The 20099-nt window shown below is 63.5% G+C and carries 15 protein-coding genes and 1 pseudogene; 8 read left to right on the forward strand and 8 right to left on the reverse strand.

All coding sequences use genetic code 11. The features are described from left to right. Positions 1 to 126 precede the first annotated feature (126 nt). The 4 genes from AC1RNC_RS16875 to AC1RNC_RS16890 all read left to right on the forward strand — a co-directional run bounded on the left by AC1RNC_RS16875 (position 127) and on the right by AC1RNC_RS16890 (position 6688). Entirely contained in the window at positions 127 to 1842 is a 1716-nt protein-coding gene (locus AC1RNC_RS16875; RefSeq protein ID WP_492887479.1) for an SIR2 family protein, read from the forward strand. Then, entirely contained in the window at positions 1839 to 2408 is a 570-nt protein-coding gene (locus AC1RNC_RS16880; RefSeq protein ID WP_492887480.1) for a hypothetical protein, read from the forward strand. The genes AC1RNC_RS16875 and AC1RNC_RS16880 overlap by 4 nt, the downstream gene beginning before the upstream one ends. Positions 2409 to 2416: 8 nt before the next feature. After that, positions 2417 to 4846, forward strand: a complete 2430-nt coding sequence (locus AC1RNC_RS16885; RefSeq protein ID WP_492887481.1) for an AAA family ATPase — start codon at positions 2417 to 2419, stop codon at positions 4844 to 4846. Between the two features lie 294 nt (positions 4847 to 5140). After that, positions 5141 to 6688, forward strand: coding sequence for a DUF4062 domain-containing protein (locus AC1RNC_RS16890; protein ID WP_492887482.1), 1548 nt, complete (start codon positions 5141 to 5143; stop codon positions 6686 to 6688). 92 nt (positions 6689 to 6780) lie between these two features. Here the strand turns inward: AC1RNC_RS16890 and AC1RNC_RS16895 are convergent, their stop codons facing one another. Further along, positions 6781 to 8199 carry a recombinase family protein gene (locus AC1RNC_RS16895; protein WP_492887483.1) on the reverse strand — a complete coding sequence of 473 codons (1419 nt, stop codon included), beginning with the start codon at positions 8197 to 8199 and terminating at the stop codon, positions 6781 to 6783. A 217-nt stretch (positions 8200 to 8416) separates the two neighbouring features. On the opposite strand from AC1RNC_RS16895, the gene AC1RNC_RS16900 reads away from it, so the two are divergent. Then, entirely contained in the window at positions 8417 to 8692 is a 276-nt protein-coding gene (locus AC1RNC_RS16900; RefSeq protein ID WP_492887484.1) for a toxin-antitoxin system HicB family antitoxin, read from the forward strand. Positions 8693 to 8734: 42 nt separating this feature from the next. Here the strand turns inward: AC1RNC_RS16900 and AC1RNC_RS16905 are convergent, their stop codons facing one another. Further along, entirely contained in the window at positions 8735 to 10555 is a 1821-nt protein-coding gene (locus tag AC1RNC_RS16905; protein WP_492887485.1) for a hypothetical protein, read from the reverse strand. Positions 10556 to 11053: 498 nt separating this feature from the next. Between AC1RNC_RS16905 and AC1RNC_RS16910 the strand changes: the two genes are divergently transcribed. The 3 genes from AC1RNC_RS16910 (at position 11054) to AC1RNC_RS16920 (ending at position 14031) form a co-directional block, all read left to right on the forward strand. After that, positions 11054 to 11938: an 8-oxoguanine DNA glycosylase gene (locus tag AC1RNC_RS16910; RefSeq protein ID WP_492887486.1), complete on the forward strand. Its 885-nt coding sequence runs from the start codon at positions 11054 to 11056 to the stop codon at positions 11936 to 11938. Between the two features lie 295 nt (positions 11939 to 12233). Beyond that, on the forward strand, positions 12234 to 13436 hold the full coding sequence (locus AC1RNC_RS16915) for a PfkB family carbohydrate kinase (RefSeq protein ID WP_492887487.1): 1203 nt from the start codon (positions 12234 to 12236) through the stop codon (positions 13434 to 13436). A gap of 1 nt (position 13437) precedes the next feature. Beyond that, on the forward strand, positions 13438 to 14031 hold the full coding sequence (locus AC1RNC_RS16920; protein WP_492887488.1) for a 7-cyano-7-deazaguanine synthase: 594 nt from the start codon (positions 13438 to 13440) through the stop codon (positions 14029 to 14031). 666 nt (positions 14032 to 14697) lie between these two features. Here the strand turns inward: AC1RNC_RS16920 and AC1RNC_RS16925 are convergent. The 6 genes and pseudogenes from AC1RNC_RS16925 to rsmI all read right to left on the reverse strand — a co-directional run bounded on the left by AC1RNC_RS16925 (position 14698) and on the right by rsmI (position 20085). After that, positions 14698 to 15738: a hypothetical protein gene (locus AC1RNC_RS16925; protein ID WP_492887489.1), complete on the reverse strand. Its 1041-nt coding sequence runs from the start codon at positions 15736 to 15738 to the stop codon at positions 14698 to 14700. A gap of 272 nt (positions 15739 to 16010) precedes the next feature. Then, a pseudogene (locus AC1RNC_RS16930) lies at positions 16011 to 16847 on the reverse strand (ATP-binding protein); the annotation flags it as partial. A 108-nt stretch (positions 16848 to 16955) separates the two neighbouring features. After that, the gene (gene gshB, locus AC1RNC_RS16935; RefSeq protein ID WP_492887490.1) at positions 16956 to 17909 is read right to left on the reverse strand and encodes a glutathione synthase; all 954 of its coding nucleotides are present in this window, start codon (positions 17907 to 17909) and stop codon (positions 16956 to 16958) included. A gap of 84 nt (positions 17910 to 17993) precedes the next feature. Further along, positions 17994 to 18809 (reverse strand): SirB1 family protein, encoded by an 816-nt coding sequence (locus AC1RNC_RS16940; RefSeq protein WP_492887491.1) that lies wholly within the window; start codon positions 18807 to 18809, stop codon positions 17994 to 17996. Then, entirely contained in the window at positions 18806 to 19213 is a 408-nt protein-coding gene (locus AC1RNC_RS16945) for a YraN family protein (protein WP_492887492.1), read from the reverse strand. The genes AC1RNC_RS16940 and AC1RNC_RS16945 overlap by 4 nt, the downstream gene beginning before the upstream one ends. Beyond that, positions 19213 to 20085: a 16S rRNA (cytidine(1402)-2'-O)-methyltransferase gene (gene rsmI, locus AC1RNC_RS16950; protein ID WP_492887493.1), complete on the reverse strand. Its 873-nt coding sequence runs from the start codon at positions 20083 to 20085 to the stop codon at positions 19213 to 19215. Before rsmI ends, AC1RNC_RS16945 begins: the two co-directional genes overlap by 1 nt. Positions 20086 to 20099: the final 14 nt, after the last annotated feature.

Raw genomic sequence — 20099 nt, forward strand, 5'->3', positions numbered from 1 at the left:
GGACGGGACCGCAGAGCGGGTGCAGCTTGAGCATTGCAATCCGCTGTAGCACTGTCCTGGCCTCGTCCACGCACCGGAGATGTCCGAATGTGTCGTAGACAGCCGCGAAGGTGGAGTTGACCGCGAGTGCCGTCGGCCTGGGACATCACGATTTTGGAAACCCTCCACCTCCTCGACGACTCGCTCAGGGAGTTTTCCGAGGGCGTGGCTGACGACCGCTATGCCATTTGGCTAGGCGCAGGAGTCTCTTCTGGGAAGCTGCCCGGTTTGCGCGGCGTCGTCGAAGCGGTGCTTGAACATGTGCGGGCCAGGATCGATCCCGCGAACCCTGCTTGCGCGTTCAAGACCAGCCTCGACCGAATGCTCGGCCTAGTCGCGCTAGACGCAGGTCAGCGCGCCGCTGTCGACTATGCCCAACCTGTCGCAGCGTGGCCTCCGCTTGAGCAAGTGACGCTTCAGTTGGTGAGCCGCTATGCCGTGATGCTCGACCAATCACCCCCGGGTGAACTGCCGGATTACCTCGTGTGGAACGGTGTCGACGTCGTCAGCCGATATGCTAATCCCGCGACCACGCCCGGCCCAGAACACCTTGGCTTGGCCGCCCTAGTGGCCGAAGGCGTCGCGTCGGACTGTGTTAGCGCGAACTGGGACGATCTGATCGAGAAGGCCATGCGCCTGCTCGACGGACCCGGGTCAGGCGTTCTGCAGGTTCGGGTGCTGCCTGCCGATGTCCAAAACAACGTCCCGCGTGCGCGCCTCTATAAGTTCCACGGCTGCGCCGCGAAGGCGGGCGACAACGAAGGAGTCTATCGCGACCGGATCGTCGGGCGCCAGTCACAGATCAACGGTTGGGCGCAGAAACCGGAAAACGTCGTCATCGCAGGCAAGCTGGTCGACTTGGCCATCTCCAAGCCGACGCTGATGCTTGGGCTGTCCGCGCAGGACGCCAACATCCAGGACCTGTTTGTCCGGGCGCAGACACAGCTCCCGGCGACGTATCCGACACACCCGCCCTTCGTAATGGTCTCGGAAGACGCGGTCGGCGCGCACCAGGACGGACTGTTGCGGAACTTCTATCGGTCCGACTACGCCGCGCATGCGCAGGAAATCCATACGGCGTCGCTTGTCCGTTCATACGCGAAGAGCTTGCTTCCCGCCCTATGGCTCCATGTTTTGTGCGCGAAGCTCACTGCGCTCATTGACAAAGCGGCGCCTGGCCTACCCGCAGGGGAACGCGACAGCCTGCGGGAAGGGATCAAGCGCCTGCGCGACCTGTCGGCGGCCGTAGCCGATCCCGCGGATCAAGAAGGCTACATGCATGCCGCGCTCGGCTTCGCTGGACGCGCGCTCAGCCTGTTCCGTCGAGGGCGCGCCCGAGCGGCGGGCGAAGGAATCTACGCCCCGCTCACCGACGTCGGCGTCACCCGGACGGTAGATGCGCCTCATGTCGATGCAGATGGGGTCGTTCAGCTCGCGCTCGCCTTCGCCCTCGTCGGGCGCGGGGAACAGGAAGGACATTGGACCTGCGCGACAGGCGATCCAGCGCAAGCCAGCACCGGCGCGGTCCGACTGGTGGGTGCCGTGAGGCAATCGGAAGTTTTCTTCGCAGCGAGCGCGCACGCGGCTGCGCAGCTCTTCGCCAGCGGCCATGTGACCGAGGAGGACGACGCCGTCATCGTCCAGAGCTTCGACGTCGCCCCTAGATCGGCGCGCCATCCCACGAGCGCGCCTGGGCGCACGGGCAAGCTCGGTTTGCGCGAATTCGGCGTATTCTCGATGGCCGATGGCGCGGTGAGTCTCGAGGAGCTCCTGCAGCGTTTCAAAGCGGAGGTGGCGGTTTGACCGAGACGACCCCTGTCGAGCGCGTCGCGAAAGCACTGGAAGCCGCGAACTTTCGGCGCATGGCCCATCCCCTGCAGATCGCCGGCCTAACCTTCAACACGCCCGCAGCGTTCGTCGGGGCGCCACCATCGCCCGACCTCGTCGTTGTGGGCGACAGCACCGTCCAATCCGCGAAGGAGATCCAGAGGACGGTCGAGGGTGTCGGCCGCGCGCTCGATGTCATGCAGTCGCGCCGACCTTTGACGCTTGTGCTAGTGGGTCCGCGGCCGGAGTCAAAAGCGATCAGCGCCCTGTCGCGATTCGCGCGCGTGCTGCCAGTTGGCGAGTCGGCGGACACCGCCAGCCTCGACAACTGGCTAGCTGTTCTGTTGCCGCTGCGGCTTCCCAAGCCCGTTGACGCGCGTGGGATCGACAGCCTGGACGAGCTACGGGTCGAGGCCGACCCCCTGACCCACGAGCTGATCGACCTCGCAGCGTACGGGGCGGAGGCGGTGGCCGCGCGGTTCGCCGAGCTGGTCGAACAACCGTTCGCCGAGTTCGACGAGGACGGGGAGGAGGCCCAGTGAGTACCCGCTTGTCCTCGATCTTTATCGAAGACTTCCGCAGCATCCGCGGCCCGCAGCGCATCTCGCTCGATGCGCCTGTGGTCCTCATCCATGGGCCAAATGGGACGGGTAAGACCAGCCTGCTGTCGGCCATCGAATTTGGCCTGACGGGGACAGTCGGGTCACTTAGCCGGCTAGACTCTGGTTTCCTCAAGCATCTTCCGCACAAGCGGAGCCCCTCGAATGAATGCAGGGTCATCATAGAGGCTGAGGGGTTTCCAGGCGGCGCGCCGTCGGGGCGCGCGGAGGTTTCTTCGGACGGACTGACGGTGAGGGGCGGGGGCCTTCTCAGCCCGGATCTAGGACGCTTCTTCAGCGAGCGATGTTATCTGCCTCAGGCCGCTCTCGGGCGGCTGCTCGAAATATACGAGCATCAAGACAGTCGGCGCTCGGACTCGCCGTTGACGCGCTTCGTAAAAGAGCTGCTGGGATTGGAGGCGCTCGACGCCCTAATCGACGGACTGCATGCGAGCGGTGACGTCCGCCGTTTGAAGGCTCCGGCGCCGCTGTTCACGGCCGCCCGTTCCGGAGCCGCCGCCCTGTCCGCGCGGGTCGAAGCGGCGACGAAAGCAGCGGCGAGCGCCCGCGAGGCGGTGTCCGCGCTTGAGGTTGAGCTTCGCGATAAGCTGAAGGACCTCGCGACGGCGGAGGCGCCGATCGACGCCGCCGTGCTCGAGGCCGGTCTTGAGGCCGAAGCCAACGAGCTTGAAATCCGCTTGCAGGATCTTGCGCGCCGCCGCCGTGATCTGCGCAGCGCCGCTGACCAGCTGACCGCCGCTCTGGCGGCCGAGGCGGGGGGGCAGGTCGCTACTGCGGAGACGGCTGCTAACACCGCCCGGTCTGCGCTCGAGACGTGGCAGGCCGATCAGGGGCGGCAGCTCCAATCCCTCTTCCAAATCATCAGAGCTCACTTCCCGACCTTGGCCGATGTTGCAAGCGGCGTCGCCGCCACGCACCGACAGGCCGCCGACTTGGTCCAGAAGGAGATCGTCCGTCTCCAGGACACGCTGGATCGCGACGCCAAGGACGCGAAGGCGCTGGCGGAGGTCAATGAAGCGATCAGCCAAGGCAGCGCTCGTCTGAAGAACATCGATGAGGAATTAGCCCGAGACAAAGGTGCGAACGACGAACTTGCGCGCGCTCTCACGGCTATCGCAGCCTATATCGACGACGAAGTTTGTCCGGTCTGCCAGCGGGATTTCCGCGAGGTGTCCGAACAGCCGCTCGCCTCACACGTCTCGGAGGAAGTCGGGCGCCTCGTCGAAGCGGCCGGACGGGTTCAGGGGCTTGTGCGCGACCGCTCGACGACGTCCTCAGCCGTGGAACAAGCTCAACGTCGCAAGAGCGAAATTCTCTCGCGCCAGTTGGTCGACAAGCAGCGGGATGCTTTCAAGGTCGAGCTTGCGCGGCTGCTCGAATGGCGGACCGGCCTCAACGAACTTGCCGACGCCGCTGCGCTTGGAACTCGACTGCAGACGGAGGCCTCCGCCGCAGCGGGCGCGCTCTCCGCGCTTGTGTCGCGTCGGTCGGGTCTCAGCGGAATGAGGGCCGAACTCGATCGTCATGCGCAAGAGATGGGACTGCCGATCGTGCCCAGCGACGTGCCGCTGCAGACCGTAGTCGACGACCTGTTGGCGTTCGTCCAGCGTGACGAGGACGGTGCGAAGGGGCGGCAAGCACAGATCGCCCACATCGGCGAGCTTCTGGACAGTTTCCCGACGCTTGGCGACGAACTCGTCAAGGCCGAAGACGAGCTTAAGGCCGCGCTGGAGGAACAAAAGACCTCCACGGCACAGAGAGAGGAAGCAGAACGCCGCATAGCCGCCTCTAAAGCCTTGGCCACACGTGCTCAGACGCTCCGGACGGCGAAGGTCCGTCAGGTGTTCAATGACGAGCTCAACAGCGTCTGGCGCGAGCTGTTCATCCGGCTCGCACCCGACGAGGAATTCGTACCCGCCTTCGCGCTCCCGCCGGCGAATGGTGGCCCTGTCGAAGCCGTCTTGGAGACGCTTTACCGGGCCGGCGGCAAGGGCGGCAATCCGAAGTCGATGCTGAGCGCCGGCAATCTCAACACCGCAGCGCTGACCCTCTTTCTCGCATTGAACCTCTCGGCGAAACCGCTCCTACCTTGGCTCATCATCGACGACCCTGTGCAGAGCATGGACGACGTCCACATCGCGCAGTTTGCAGCGCTGCTTCGGACGCTCAAACGTGAAGGCCGACAGGTCTTCCTTGCGGTCCACGATCGCCAGCTGTTTGACTATCTCGCCCTGGAACTGAGCCCCGCCGTCAACGGTGACCGCCTCATCACAATCGAGCTGGGTCGCACCGCCGAAGGTATAACGACGTCGCCTTGGGCGCTGACTGTCTTTGAGCCGGACCGCGCCGTCGCCGCTTAATAGGCTAGGCCGACCGATCCGCGATCTCGAAACTTAGTCAGAAGCAAACCGGCATCGCGGGCTACAGAACAGCAGATTCCGCCCCTGGAGCGTCTGCTCCCCAGCGCGATTTCAACGTCAGCGCCTGACTCTTCTTTCACCTTGGGAAGGGCCGCATTCTGGTAGGCGCCTGTCGCCGAGGGCCGGGAGCCAGACGGTGTGGCCGTCGCCGCCACATTGGCGCTGTCGATATCTCGCCGGCAAAGCTACGTAGGATTGCGCGTCTCGGTGCGGCGCGCGGGGAGAAGATGGCGAATGGCGTACGCGGCCAAGGTCTTGGAAGTGATGATCGCGTCACCAGGTGACGTCGTTGCTGAGCGACAGGTGATCCGCGAGGTTCTCAACGATTGGAACATTCTGCACAGCCGGACCCGCAAGGCGATGCTCGTCCCGGTCGGATGGGAGACCCACTCGGCCCCGGAGCTCAGCGGTCGCCCTCAGCAGATGATCAACGATCGCTTGCTGGTGCATTGCGATTTGCTGGTCGGGATCTTCTGGACGCGTCTGGGCAGTTCCACGGGCGTGGCGGCCAGCGGCACGGTCGAGGAAATCGAAGAGCATATCAAGGCCGGTAAGCCGGCCATGCTGTACTTCTCGCGCGCACCCATCATGCCCGATAACCTCGATCAGGAGCAGTACGCCAAGCTCAAGGAATTCAAGGCCTGGGCGATGCCCAAGGGCCTAGTGGCCGAGTTCGACAGTCCCGACAATTTCCGGGACAAGTTCAGGCGCGACCTCGAACTGAACCTACGCGACAACGCCCACCTTGCCCGCGAACTGGCGCCAGCCCAGCCCGAACAGACGACGCCGCCAGCGGAGAAGCGCCGCGTCACCCTCAGCGATGAAGCAGTCAAGCTCCTGTCGGCGGCCGCTGACACGAAAGAGGGTATGATCATGACGCACCGCACCCATAGCGGCGCGATCATCAAGGCGGGGCGGGTAGATATGCTGGGCGAGGATCGCAGTGCCCGGGCTGCGGCGCGCTGGATCGCCGCCATCGAGGAGCTGGACGCCTACGGCCTGGTGCAGGCCACATCGTCCAAGCGTGAAATCTTCCGGCTTGCCCACGCGGGCTGGGAAGCGGCGGCGTCTCTGAAGCCGGAAGATCCGCATGGACCTGACGCGTCCAGCCCAGAGCTCACCCAACGGCTGCGCGACCTCTGGGCGACCACTCAGAACAACCGTATCGCCAACAATCCGCCCTGCCTGGTCTCGCTGCCGTCAGCCTATATCTACCTCGTCCCCGCCCAAGCGCTGGAGGCCCCGCGTCTCGACCTTAGCAAAATCCAGGCCCACCGTGGCCTGCTTGCACCCGAAACTTCACCCCACGTCATAGCCAACCAAGACAATACCCAATGGTGGGCCCACGGCCCGACCCGCTCCATCGTCGACCGGCTCAATCCCGAAGCGGACTGGAGTGGACGCTTGCTAAGGCCTGGAGTTATCGAGCAGCTCTTCACGCTAGGGCGGCCGGTTGGGGATGATGAGGAAATCCTCGTCGACGGTGTCGCGCTCGAACACCGTATCGTAGACACGATCGACCGTAGCCTCAGGCTCCTGCTCAAGATCGGACTGAAGGGGCCGATTCTGGTGGCCCTGAGCCTCCACGAGCTCGCCCCTATCCGCCTCGCCGGGTTCGGCCGAAGCGGCCGCTTCCGGCAGCCTAGCCTGGGAATCTCGCCTGTATTTCTCCCCGACGGAACGACCCAGTCGGCCGCGCGGATGCGCGACGCCTTTGACGATCTCTGGCTGGCGGCCGGGTTCGCGGAGGGATCGCCATCACGTCTCGGCGACGCGGGCTAGGTGAGCCGCCCTCAAGGATCTGCGGCGGGCGCGTAAAGCGAACAACGGCGCCGAGCCCGCACTTTATCGCGATGGCGAAGCTGTGGCGCGCCCTACGAGCCAGCTTGTCGTTCCGTGCGGGGCTTTACGACATCTAGTTGCTTGGAGGCCTTGAAGCGCTCGCTAACCCGTTTCCTGGCAGCGGAGATGGATTCCGACTTGGTGGTCGGAAATCCGGCGGCGGTGTAGGCGGCAGACATGCTTCCGAACCTGTCAGTGAATATCTTGGCGGCCGGCAAGCTCCGGTCGGAGTTCACAAGGGCGATAGTGACATAGCCGTGCTTCTCGTGGATCTGTCGAATGCCCGCCAGAAGCGCTTCATCTGAGAAGTACGGCCGCTTGTTCCGGGGCGTTCTGTTGCCCTCGTAGCCGACAAGTTCGTAGGCGTGATGCAGCGACCCGAAGTGCGCCGCATATGACGCCGCACACGGCGTGTACGGACACGCGTCGATGACCGCGACCGATAGGCTCTTCTTCTCCCGATAGAGCCGCTTCAGGTTTTTGAGCATCTCGGGCTTGGCGTAGCAGTAGCCCCGCTTATAGGCCAACTCCGCTTGGGCGCGTTGGAATAGGGAGGTGCTGATGATGGGGTCCATGACCCTGACTCTAATCCAGCGCTCTTCGGGGTTCTGGCTTAACGGTCTGTGCAGGCGCCGCGAGGTTCGATTGAAGACGTAGTAGCCGATCATCAGCTCGCTGCTGAGCACCGTCCTCACCCTGGACGCACTCCAAATTTCCCCGCCGGTGGACGGAATGCCCTCCTCGTTCAGGATACGGGCGATCGAAAGCATGCTGGTCCGCCTATCCACGAACATTTTGAAGATGCGACGGATGACGCGAATCTCCTCGGCGGTCCCCGGCGCGAAGAGGATGCGATCGGTATTGAGCCCTTTCCGTTGCCCCGGAGCGAGGTAGAAGCGGGGCTCTCGATCTTCATCGACCAGAAGCCGTCGGATGCCGTAGGGGATATTCCCGCCCTGTTTGAATCCTAACCGCGCTTGGCGCATCTGCGCCCGCGAAATTTTGACCGATAGCTCGCGGCTGAACTCGCCGGCCATCACCCGCTTCATGTTCTTCAAGATGGCGGAGACCATGCTGCCGTCGTTTTCGAACAGTTCGCCTACGTACTGCACACTGACGCCGGCGCTGCGGCAGAGAAATTCATAGTGGGCGGGCTCATCTGTGTCCTGGAAGCGACCCCACCGGCTGACGTCCAAAACCAGGATGGTCGAGAAATCAACGCTACCGGCCATCACGTCGCTGATCAGGCTGCGCAACCCTTGGCGCCCCCGAAGGCTGACGCCGCTTTTGCCCGCATCCTTGTAGGTCTGGGTGATGACATACCCGCGCGCCTCCGCATATTCGGCGATAGCAGCGGTTTGGTTGTCCAGGGAATACCGCTGGTGCTCGGTCGACATGCGAAGGTACTGCGCCGCACGCACGCGCGGCGCCAACTGCAACTCAAAACTCATATGAACTCCAAAGGCGCTCGTTGGCTTCTAGCAGCTCGCCAACAGTGGGCAGCCTAACCGCGGCTGCTTGAGGAGTTCCGAAGCAGCTGCTTGTGCGGAGCGAGCGTGGGGAGATTCAAAGGCGGTAGGCTTTGCTCAGGGTGCGGCATGGCCTACCATGCCGACAAGGCTGAGAATTCCTTTCGCTGGCGCCGATGCGCGACCTCGTGGTGAGCCCATGACGGAAATACTCCCTCCAGACCTTCACAAGAAGGTCGCTGTGCTGGCAGCCGAACTCGAGATCAGTGTCGAAGAGTTCATCGTGCAGACGGTCAATGAGCGCGTTGAGGTGACGGAGTTTTTCAGGAGCCGAGCCGGCAACTCAAAGCCCGGCGATCTGACAAAAATCCTTCGAGCGGGGCCTAATAGGCCGCCCTTTCCAGGAGACGAGCTTCCGCCCGACGTGGCTGAGAAGTGGGCTGCGGAAAAGAAAATGAACGACGATCGCGATTGACGCGATGCTGCTGGCGTGGGGCGTTGATAGCCCGGCGCCGGCCTAGCTCAAGAGCTTATCGGGCCCTGTCTCGAGTCGCACGATGGCGCGTAGAATAGCTCTTGCGTAGGCGCCATGGTCATGAAGCCAGGCGCTATTTCGGCGCACGGTTGTCATGGGAATTTTCAACGACCGACGCCATACGCCGCGAGCGATGGCGTTTATTCGTAGAATGTCACTTATCATCTCGCCCGAGAGCAAATCCTGGCCCGGCGGGAAGAGCAGGCAGAGCGAGGAATAGCCATCCTGGCTTATCGCGTCCTGATCTGCCTCGTGTGCGCCCTCAGGGGGCTCGATCTCAAGATGTTCGGTGTCGAAGAAGTAAACCCAGCCTCTGTCACGCTGAAGCCGCGCCACGAGCGCTCGCCTTTGCCGGCCTTCCTTCGTCGTCGCCCATCGGACGGCGCCGCCATCAATCGGATAGCGCCAGAGCCCATCGATGAGATCGCAGCCGGGTTGGTCGCCCGGTCGCACGATCTCCAACTGGCGTCCAAGCTCCGCCGCCAGCGTTTGAAGCGCCAAGATCGTGGAAGCGACGCGGGTCAGCGGGGGGCGGGCGGTGTCCATTTTTGCCTGCACCTTGTCCTTGATGTTCATTCGGATCGCTAAGCGGCCGCCACGCTCGCCGCTGGTCCCATGGCCGGCCGTTGTGGCGATGCGGATCTCCTCGTCGACAAAGATCACCTGTGTCGCGCTGGTCTGAGGTTCATCGGTCGCTACAGCAATATGCTCCACCGTCCAGGCCGCCGACGTGCGTGAATGGGCCGACGGCTTCTTGAGGGTGCCGAGGGCGCTCCAACTGGCTTGCCCGCTGATCACCCTCACCTCGTCGGCGATTTCGCCCTTGGCGCGTAAGCGGTGGCGGCCGGGGCCCACCTCTTCGGCAAGATCTTCGTCTTCAGATTCTACGGGACCGGGATGGAACACGCGGATGTGGTCCACGCCAAGGTCATACTCGACGTCCAATATCCGAGTGATTAAGCGTCGCTTTGTGATGTGGCCGCGTACGCCTTCAGTCCCGATCCAGCATTCCTCGATCGTCCATGTGCTAGGGCGCCGGAAGGGAAATGGCGTGCGCACGTGCGCGGGGCCTCTGCCAAAGCCGTTGCGTACCAAGCCCGCATTGACCTCATCGAAGCTCACCCGAAGGCCATTGTCAGCGCAAACCCGTGCTGCGGCCAGAACGTCCAGCTCATCTAAATGACGATGAGCCCATAGCTTGAGGGATCGCGAGTCTCGCATACGGCCCGACCGTGCTGGATCGATGACCTTGCCCTTCTCGTCGGGCCAAAAACGCATGCGGCCTTCCACCATCAGCCGCAACCACTGGCTCGTTACGCCAAAGGTCGCCCTGGCGACCTCGAGAGGCGACACCCACAACGCGCCACCGTCGTCGGTCGTGACGCGAAATAGCGGTATGTCGTCGCCCGCCCCGATCGGATAGGCCGGGGTCCAGGGTGCGCGCGGACTGGTTTGATAGGCGATCGTTTTGCCCAGCTCGGCGTCGGGCCAGAGCCTACTGGCGCCCGTTATGGTTACGCGTTTTCGTTGGCGCTTGGAGTCCGCGGCCCAGACGCCCTGTCGCCATGTGCTGCCAATTGGGATGAGAGGCAACTGCCCCAGGCCAAGCCAGACCGCTCGCGTCTCCACCGGCGTCGGCGCGGCCCACGAGGGCTTGCCCCAGCCAGCTTCAGCTAGGAAGACTTCAACAGTCGCTTCGTCTACCTCGGTTGGCGCTCGGATTTTCCCGTGTCCGACCACCTCCCACGAGCGCTCATCCTGCGGAAGAGCGGAAAGCACCAGCTTGGGAGCGGCATCTTTCATGGGACCGACACTCGACGTGACCATGTTCGTTGGAGTCGAGTAGCGGCACTCTTCTAAAGGCTGAGTTACGAACGAATGCGCGCCAGGGATTCATTTCCCGTGGTGACGCCGTCAGCCCTTACCTACCATCGCGTCGATCGCCCGCAGCATTTGCATAACATGCATACGCTGCTCCGCCGGTGTCGTGCTCAGCCTACGAATGAGAAATTCCAGCTCAGCGGCAGTGGGCGGAGGGGCCGAGCTGCTCGCGCTAGATATGGGCTGACCTGCCATCCATTTTTCAAGCTGCGAGCGAGTTTTCTTGCCAGCTATCAACTGCTTGCTTAGCACGCGGCTCAGGTGTGGCTGGGATACGCCGATCACTCGCGCCAAGGCGCTCTGACTGATCTCTAGGGCGGTCATTCGAGCAAGGATTTCGTCAACAAATTCAGCCGACGCCATTGACAAGCCATGCATAAATTACATAGATTATCATGTAATACATAGGTCGAGATTTCAATGCAACAGGTCATTGCCGGTGTCGACGGCCGCTATCGCTTTCTGGAGCTGCCGAGCCCGGAAGACGAGATTATGCCGGGCATCCAGTGGGGCAGGTTCGAGCACATGCTGTCACCTGCGTTCTGGGTTAGTCAGTCATGGATGCAGGATGACGGCGGCCAGATCGACTTCACGCTGACCCAGACGCTTCGCGACGAAGTTGTCACCTGTCTGCTCGGCGGGCACGGGGCACCTGCGGAAGTGGGGCTGGCAGCATCGGCGCGGGTTCTGGGCGCCCTCGCCAGTCAGGATTCTGGGCATCTATCCCAGGAGCGATTGGAGGCGTTGCTGCTTGAACCGCTCATCGTAAAGGGAAGGCCTGTTCGCTATCGCTTCGCCCGACAAAGGGCAAAATATCTGGCCGGTGCGCTCGTTGGACTGGATGCGATCGATGAGGCCGGCCTGACAGATGTTGAGTTCCGCGACGCGCTTCGTGGATTGCCCGGCATTGGACCCAAGACAGCGTCGTGGATCGTAAGAAATCGGCGCGCCAGTGACGCTGTGGCGATCCTTGACGTTCACATCATTCGCGCATGTGAACACATGGCGGTTTTCCCAAGCGGCTCTGATCCAGCGCGTCACTATCTCGACCTTGAAAGCAGGTTCCTAGACTTCTGCTCTGCAGGAGGAGTGCGGGCGTCGGTCGTTGACGCAGTAATGTGGCAAACCATGCGATCCATGGGGCGCAGGCTACTGAGTTCGCTCATTGACACCTCCAATTGCAGTGGCGAAGCTTTACCCCTTTTGCGCTGGGGAGAGCAGCAGTGTCAGGATCAGGCGGCAACCGCAGCGACGGCTACTTCGGTGGCGGGTCGGGAGGCGGTAGCTCGGGCGGCGGCGGGTTAGGCCAGGGTGGCGGCGGTTCCGTCGATCCTTGCTCGATTTCGTATAAGGGACCGATCAACAGCCCCAAGGCCGCTGCGCTGGCTAGTGTCAAGATTGGAGACAAGCTCACTGTTTCGGTTGATAAGACCGGTCGGTCGCCAGTCTTGGTGGTCAAAACGCCGGCAGGGACTGAAGCCGGCTCCCTGACATTCAATGGCTACCTGAACATTATCAAATGCATTGATAGCGGCGCGGGCTATTTAGCTACAATCACCAACATCGCTGGGGGAGTTTATCAAGTCACGGTGGATCCCCAATGACCAGAAGCCTAACCATTGTAGGTGGTGTCTACGGCGAAACCTGCATCGAGCCGGCTTGGGATGCGGTCTTCGGCTCCGCCGGCCGTGCCGCTCACGCAGTGGAAACGTTGCTTGCCGGTCCTGTAGAGCTTGTGACCTACGTCGCCGAGGAAGCCGCGACCACGGTTGAGGATCTCGCGAAGCGGTGCGGCGCCATCTTGAAGTCGCATCCCGCGAAACAGTTTGTCAGCTTCAGTTATTTGCACCCGCTGTCGACACCTGCGATCCACCCACCGCCAGCGCTGATCGAACAAGCAGCTACCATCACCATTAAAGGTGACGTCGTCCTTCGCTACGGGATGATGGAGGGAGATGCGATCATCGACGCTGATGTCGCGGTGTATGATCCCCAATCCGCCTTTGACCCGCGTCCCTTCTCGGAAAATGGCTCAAAGGCGAGGCGCCTTGCGCTGGTACTCAATCGTCAGGAAGTCCAGGCAATGTCCGGCATCGAGGATCCGATGCTGGCCGCCCATAGGCTGCTGGAACTAGAAGGCGCAGAGGTGATCGTGCTCAAACAAGGCAGTCACGGCGCCGTCGTCGTCACCGCCTCGGGTGAGCACCCAATCCCCGCCTACCAGACCGAGTATGTATGGAAAGTGGGATCGGGGGACGTCTTTTCGGCGACGTTCGCTGCTCTTTGGGGATGTCACGGTATGTCGCCCGACCAAGCGGCGGACCTAGCGTCACGAGCTACAGCCAACTACGCCAACACCAGACATCTCCCCGCACCTGACATAGCTACGCTCCAGGCGTTGCAGATGGCCCCGATCAAGCCCGGCAAGGGCAAGATCTATCTAGCCGGCCCCTTCTTCGACATCGGCCAACGTTGGCTCGTCGAAGAGAGCTTCAGTCTCCTCAAAGAACTTGGCGCATCGGTATTCTCGCCCGTTCATGAGGTGGGGCCTGGCCCTGCCAACTACGTTGCGCCCAAGGATATTGAAGGCTTGGAAGGTAGCGACGTTGTCTTCGCCATTCTTAATGGTCTGGACCCCGGCACGATCTTCGAGATCGGGTATGCGATCAAAAAAGCGATCCCCGTAGTGGCGCTGGCGCAGAATGTGAAGGAAGAGGATCTGAAGATGATCGTGGGCACCGGCTGCGAGGTGACAGACGATTTCGCGTCGGGCCTATACCGCGCTGTCTGGAAGCTACCCTGACATGCGCGCCATCCTCATGTCTGGGGGCATGGACTCGATCAGTGTCGCTTGGTGGCGTCGTCCCGACGTCGCCATCTTCGTGGACTATGGCCAGCGCGCTGCTCAGGCAGAATTTGACGCGGGCGTGGCGGCCTGTGCGGCGATGGGGATCGAGCACCAAGCTATAAAGGTTGATTGTTCGGCCTTGGGCTCTGGCGACATGGCCGGAACTCCTGCCTCTGCCGTCGCTCCCGTTCCGGAGTGGTGGCCGTTTCGAAATCAACTCCTACTGACCCTGGCCGGGATGTTCGCGATCAAGATGGGGGCCAAGAGTTTGGCGATCGGCGCCCTACGCACAGATGGCGAGCACGCCGATGGTCGGCCGGAGTTCATCGAACGGATTTCGGGCCTAATGGCGATGCAGGAGGGAGGTCTTACCGTAGAGGCGCCGGCCATCCAGTTGGATGCCGTGGAGCTGGTAACGACGTCAGGAATTCCTCGCGAAGTGCTGGGCTGGGCCCACTCTTGCCATACAGGCAACTTGGCCTGCGGCCAGTGCCGCGGTTGCATCAAGCACTATAAGACGTGGGAAGCCCTCGGCTGGGATGCTCATTAAAGAGCCCGCTCCGCGTGACGAACCGGGTGTGTGGTCGGACTGCTGGCCGCTAGCGACCCACTCTGTGTCGTTGCGAGCGCCAATTGGCCCACCGCAACGGTCTTTTCTCGACGTTTTGCAGTCCCGCCAATCCTCCGTCGGTAGTCGGGTTCAGATCCAAGAAATAGCGGACCTGCTTTGGTACGCGATGGCGCCAACCCCCGTAGGTCGGGGGCGAGCGGGAATGCCGGTCGAACATCGGCCCTATCCTTCTTTTGGGGGCCTCTGCTGCGTTCGCGTACTTGTCGTTTGTCGCGATGAGCAACTCGTTGCTCTGTATGAGCCTAGGGAGCATCGCTTAGACGTTATCGAAGTTCCCGGCCTGATCGCAGAGAATAATGACGATGTGGCGCTAGTTCTGGGTCATGCCGTCGGCTGTACTCTGCGTTTCGTCGGCGACCTGAGCAAGGCTCAGGCTGCCTATACCTCTCCCGAGACGCTTCTATTGCGCGAGGCCGGTGGTCTTTCAGCAACCATCGGCCTTTGTGCCGAGTGGCTGAGCCTGCGTTCCTGTCCTCTCGGGTCTCTCGGCAGCTCACTCTGCGATCTGCTGGGGAATTCACACGGCCTAATAGGCCTTGGGGGCATTCAGATCAGCAGTGAAGCCATGGGTGGGTAATGTCTTGCCTACACTTGATTTAAATCTCGGCCGACAAATTCCGCCGATCCGCTCCACGCATTTCTGATCTCGCCGGTGTCAGGGTCGCGATACCAAGCCTCGCCCCAAACCCGATCCATGTTCCACTCCCACGTAAGGTTCATGCCTGGGCGCAGGTTCGATTGAGTGGTGGGGAAAATGCGCGTCATCTCTTTACCGTCATAGACGGTCTTAATGATCACAGCCTTGCCCTCCATCAGTTGAGTAGCTGCAGCGTCACCGAAGATGTCGACGTCGGTGTGCAGGACGGTGTTCCGCTCGTAGGGAACAGAGTCCAACGCAGAATAGAGAGCTAGACCGGAGTCTATCGCGCTCAAAATTTCGTTGTCGGACGCATCAACACCGTGAACGATGCTGTTTCTAACGCGGGAGAAGAGTCTATATGCTAGAGAGATGTGCGGTGGCAAAGTTGCGCCCCAGATATCAAGCTGCTCCCGCAAAGTTGATCTCGTCCTATGGCCTGTCGCAGCTGCCAAACGTCGCGCCAAGCGGTCAATCTCCGCACTCAACATCATCAACGCGAGGCGAGGTGATCGCACAGTCTCGGCGAGAACTTTGGTCTGAATAGTATCGGGAGATTCGACGCTCCTGCTTTCGGCCCCTTGTCTTTCCGCGACACCAGGTGCTGTGGCCTCTGACTCTTCAACCGCCTTTTTTACCTCGCGATTCAGAGCTTCAAGATCCTGGTCAAATTCAGCCTCAGCGCCGAACGCCTTTCCTCGCCGAATGCGCTTTGCTAACGACACAATGTCCTGCCGAAAGAGGATGAGGGCTAGGCCAATAACTAAGGGCCATGCAAGAGCTGCAAAGGCGTTGATAATATCCGCAGTACTGTCCTTCCGTACCGGTGGCGGGGCCGGAATATTAACAACCACTTGGGGTAAACTCTCGGGTGCCCCTTTAGGTGCCGTATCTCCGATTTGCGGCGGAGGAGTCGATGCCGATGGCGAATTCTGTGTTACCGACAGTTGCTTAGGCTGATCCGGTGCTGCGGTGGGCGAAGCTGGCATAGTGAGTGTTTCGCCTGGGTTTGTCAGAGGCGTCAATGCTCCGTCTTAAGCTTTCGGAAAGCCCTAGGCGATGCCGACCGGAGGAAAAGCCGCATCGATCCCAGATGCGCACATCTCCAGGATCTGAAGCGACATTCCCGGCCGGTGGATAACAGCAACGCCCAAGGCGGCCACAGTCAGCGATTGGCGTTGCGTTCCCCGCGTCCCGCTAAGGTATGCGTATTTGACATCTCATTTTCTTCGATAATTCTCATTATCTTTGAGAGTTCACAGCCGGTCAGGGCGGCCATGCTGGCGCTGTGATGTGGCGCGCGAAAGGGGCGGTCGCGGGTCAGGGCGCCGCGCGCGATCAGCCCGGCCACCGAGTGGACCATCGAGGTCTCCAGCAGCTCCTTGGAGCTCAGCGGCGGCAGGAGGCCCGGCAGGCGCTGGGCCAGCATCGACTTGCCCGAGCCGGGCGGACCGACGAACAGCAGATTGTGGCCGCCGGCCGCGGCGATCTCCAGGGCCCGCTTGGCGTGCTCCTGGCCCTTGACGTCGCGCAGGTCCTTGGGCCGCTCGCCCTCGACGATCGGGCCGGGCGCGGGGGCCGACAGGATCTGGCTGCCCCGAAAGTGATTGATCAGCGCCACCAGCGAGCGTGGCGCCAGAATCCGGGTCTCGCCAGCCCAGGCCGCCTCGGGACCGGACGCCTCCGGACAGATCAGGCCCAGGTCCATGGCCCCGGCCGCCATCGCCGCCGGCAGGGCTCCCGCCGCCGGTACGATGCGGCCGTCCAGCGAGAGCTCGCCCATGGCCGCCCAGCCGTCGAGCGCGTCCATCGGGATCACGCCGATGGCGGACATCACCGCCAGGGCGATCGGCAGGTCGAAGTGCGTGCCTTCCTTGGGCATGTCGGCCGGCGCCAGGTTGGCGACGATGCGCTTGCCGGGCAAGGACAGGCCAAGGCCCGCGAAGGCTCCGCGCACCCGCTCACGGCTCTCGGCGACGGCCTTGTCGGCCAGGCCGACAATGACGAACACCTGAGCGCCGGTCGTCAGCTGCACCTCGACATCGACGCGTCGGGCCTCGACGCCCTCGAACGCGACGGTGACCACCCTGGCGGCCATTCCAACCCCTTGCGGATATTTGATTTATCCACAAGTCACAGCATAGCGCGTGAAATGGAGCAAGAACGAAAAACGAACGTTTCGCGAAACATCCACGTTTCCGCAGAGTTACCCACCGTTTCGGCGAATGTCCTCGATGCGGTCCCAAAGTACAGACGCCGCGTCGATCCCGGTAAAACGCTTCAGCTGTTGGGCGCCAGTTGGTGACGTGACGTTGATTTCGGTGAGGTACTCGCCAATGACGTCGATGCCGACAAAGATCAGTCCACGGCGCTTCAGCTCGGGGCCGATGATTCGGCAGAGCTCCAGGTCGCGCGGGGTCAGTTCGACGGCCTCGGCGCGGCCGCCGACCCGAAGGTTCGAGCGCACCTGGCCGTCGGCCGGCACCCGGTTGATGGCCCCGACGGGTTCGCCGTCGACCAGCAGAACGCGCTTGTCGCCCTTGCTGACGGCCGGCACGAACTTCTGGGCGATGACCTGCTCGCGACCGATCATGGCGTGCAGCTCCAGCAGGGCGTCGAGGTTGGGATCGTCCGCCAACAGACGGGCCACGCCCGAGCCGCCGCCGCCATAGAGGGGCTTCAGCACGATGTCGCCGTGCCGGGCGCGGAAGTCGTAGATCGCCTCGTGGTCGGAGGTGATCAGGGTCGGCGGCTGCACGCCCGGGAAGTCGGTGACGAACAGCTTCTCCGGCGCGTTGCGCACCTCGGCGGGGTTGTTCACCACCAGGGTGTGGGGGTGCACCTTCTCCAGGAAGTGCGTGGCCGTGATGTAGGCCATGTCGAACGGCGGATCCTGGCGCATCAGGACGACGTCGATGTCGTCCTTCATGTCGAGGACCACGAGCTCGCCCAGATTGGCGTGCGCGCCGTGGACGGCCGAAAGCTCCAGGGACTGGGCGCGGGCGAACACCCGGCCGTCTTCCTGCGACAGCTTGTCGGGCGTGTAGAACCACAGCTTGTGGCCCCGAGCCTGGGCTTCCATCATCATCAGGAAGGTCGTGTCGGTTTCGATGTTGATCCCCAGGACGGGATCCATCTGGACGGCGACTCGCAGCGACATGGGGGCTCCTGGGGTTCTTCCTGGCGTTTGGACGCGACGGCTTAGTTAGGCGTTCTCGCGCCCAGGTCCAACGGCGGACGCGTTCTAGTTCAGCCTTAGCCGCATCCGTTCGCGGGCGGCTCGGGCGGCGATGGCCGCGCCGCCGTCCAGGATCTGGGCGCGCGAGAGGGCCTGCAGGGCGCCGGCCAGGGCGCCCTGGCCTTCGCGGGCGGCGGCGACGTCGAGCCAGGGGCGGTGGTCGGCGGGGTTGAGCAGGGCGCGGCGCAGGGCCGAGCGCTCGGCGCGGACCCAGTCCTTGGCCTGCTGGGCGCGGGCGAAGATGTTGTTCTGCAGGCGGATCAGCACGGCGCGGTCCGAGATCGGCGCCATCAGGAGCTCCAGCCGCGAGGCGACGTCGGGCATCAGGCCCGTTCGCAGCGCCCGGCGCGACAGCTCCGACGGCAGCACCACCCGGCCCTCGCTGAAGGGATCCAGGGCCAGCGGACCCTCTTCGGTCTCGATTCGCAGCAGGAAGTGGCCGGGGAAGTCGACGCCGTAGAGCTCCAGCCCGACCTGCCGGGCGGCGTGCAGGTAGAAGACGCCGAGCGCCACGGGCAGGCCCTTGCGGCGCTCGGCGATGGCGATGATGTCGGCGTTGTCGGGATGGTCGTAGGTCAGCACGTCGCCGGTCAGGCGGAGATCCCCGGCCAGGGTCTCGGCCACGGCCTCCTCCGGCGACTCGGCCTCGGCGCGCCGGCGCAAGCGCTCGACGGCGTCGCGGGCCAGGTCCAGGGCCGGTTGGGTGTCGCGGCTGGGATCGTCATGGACGGCGCAGGCCAGGGCCGCCTCGAACAGCGGGAAGCCCTCGTCGGGGCCTTCGCCGGCCTTGGTCAGGATCGCCTCGGCCTCGTCGCGCGTCATGCGGCCCCCCAGGCGTTGGGAAGGTGGCGCGGCGCGCGGCCGGGGGCCAGGGCGATGAGATCCAGGCGCACGAAGAGATCGCGCAAGGCCACGCGGTGCGCGCTGACATGGGCGGCGGCGCGGCGCAGGCGGTCGCGCTGGGTGGGCGTCACGGCGTCCAGGGCGTCCTCGATCGTTGATCTCTGCTTGACCTCCACAACGGCCAGCACCTTGCCGCGTTGCGCCAGCAGGTCGATTTCGCCGAGCGGGGTGGCCAAGCGGAAGCCCAGGATGCGGTAGCCCTTGGCCATCAGCCACAGGGCCGCGACCACCTCGGCCCTACGGCCCAGCTTGCGGGCCGCGGCGCCTCTCTCCTGCCGAGCTTTGGCCTGGCGAACATGCGCATGGCGACCGCCGGGGACCATCAGGTCTGCTCCTTCAAGGCCAGCGCCTGGCGGTAGAGATCCTTGCGGGAGAGGCCCAAGGCCTTGGCGACTTCCGAAGCGGCCTCGCCCAGGGGCAGGCGGGCCATAGCCTCGCGCAGGGCGGCCTCGGCGTCGTCGGCGGTGGCGAGTTCCTCGGCTCCGGGACCGACCAGGATGACGATCTCGCCCTTGGGCGCCGCGAAGCGCGGATCCGCGGCCAGTTCGGCGAGCGGCCCGCGAATGCAGGTCTCATAGAGCTTGGTCAGTTCGCGGCACACCGCCGCCGGCCGCGTTCCGCCGAACACGGCGGCCATGTCGGCCAGGCAGTCGTCGACCCGCGAGGCGCCTTCGTAGAAGATCAAGGTGGCGCGGGTGTTGGCGAATTCCTCGAAGAAGGTCCGCCGCGCGGCGCTCTTGGGCGGCGGAAAGCCGGCGAACAGGAAGCGGTCGGTCGGCAGGCCGGCCAGGGTCAGGGCCGCCAGGACCGCCGAGGCTCCGGGGATCGGGATCACTGGATGGCCGGCGGCGATCGCCGCCTTGGCCAGGCGATGGCCGGGGTCGGAGACCATCGGGGTGCCGGCGTCGGAGACCAGGGCGACGCGCTCGCCGGCCTCCAGCCGCTGCAGGACGCCGGGAATGGCGCGTTCGGCCACGTGTTCGTCGTGGCGCTCCAGCTTGGTCTTGATGGCATAGGCCGCCAGCAGCTTGCCGGTGACGCGGGTGTCCTCGGCCAGCAACACGTCGCAGGCGGCCAGCACGTCCAGGGCCCGCAGGGTGATGTCGCGCAGGTTGCCGATCGGCGTCGCCACCAGATAGAGGCCGGGCGCCAGGGGCGCGTCGGACAGGGCTGGCGGGGGAAGCTGACGGCTCAACGTGCGGGTGTCCT

It is taken from the genome of Caulobacter sp. GW822-FHT01G02 (assembly GCF_058802865.1).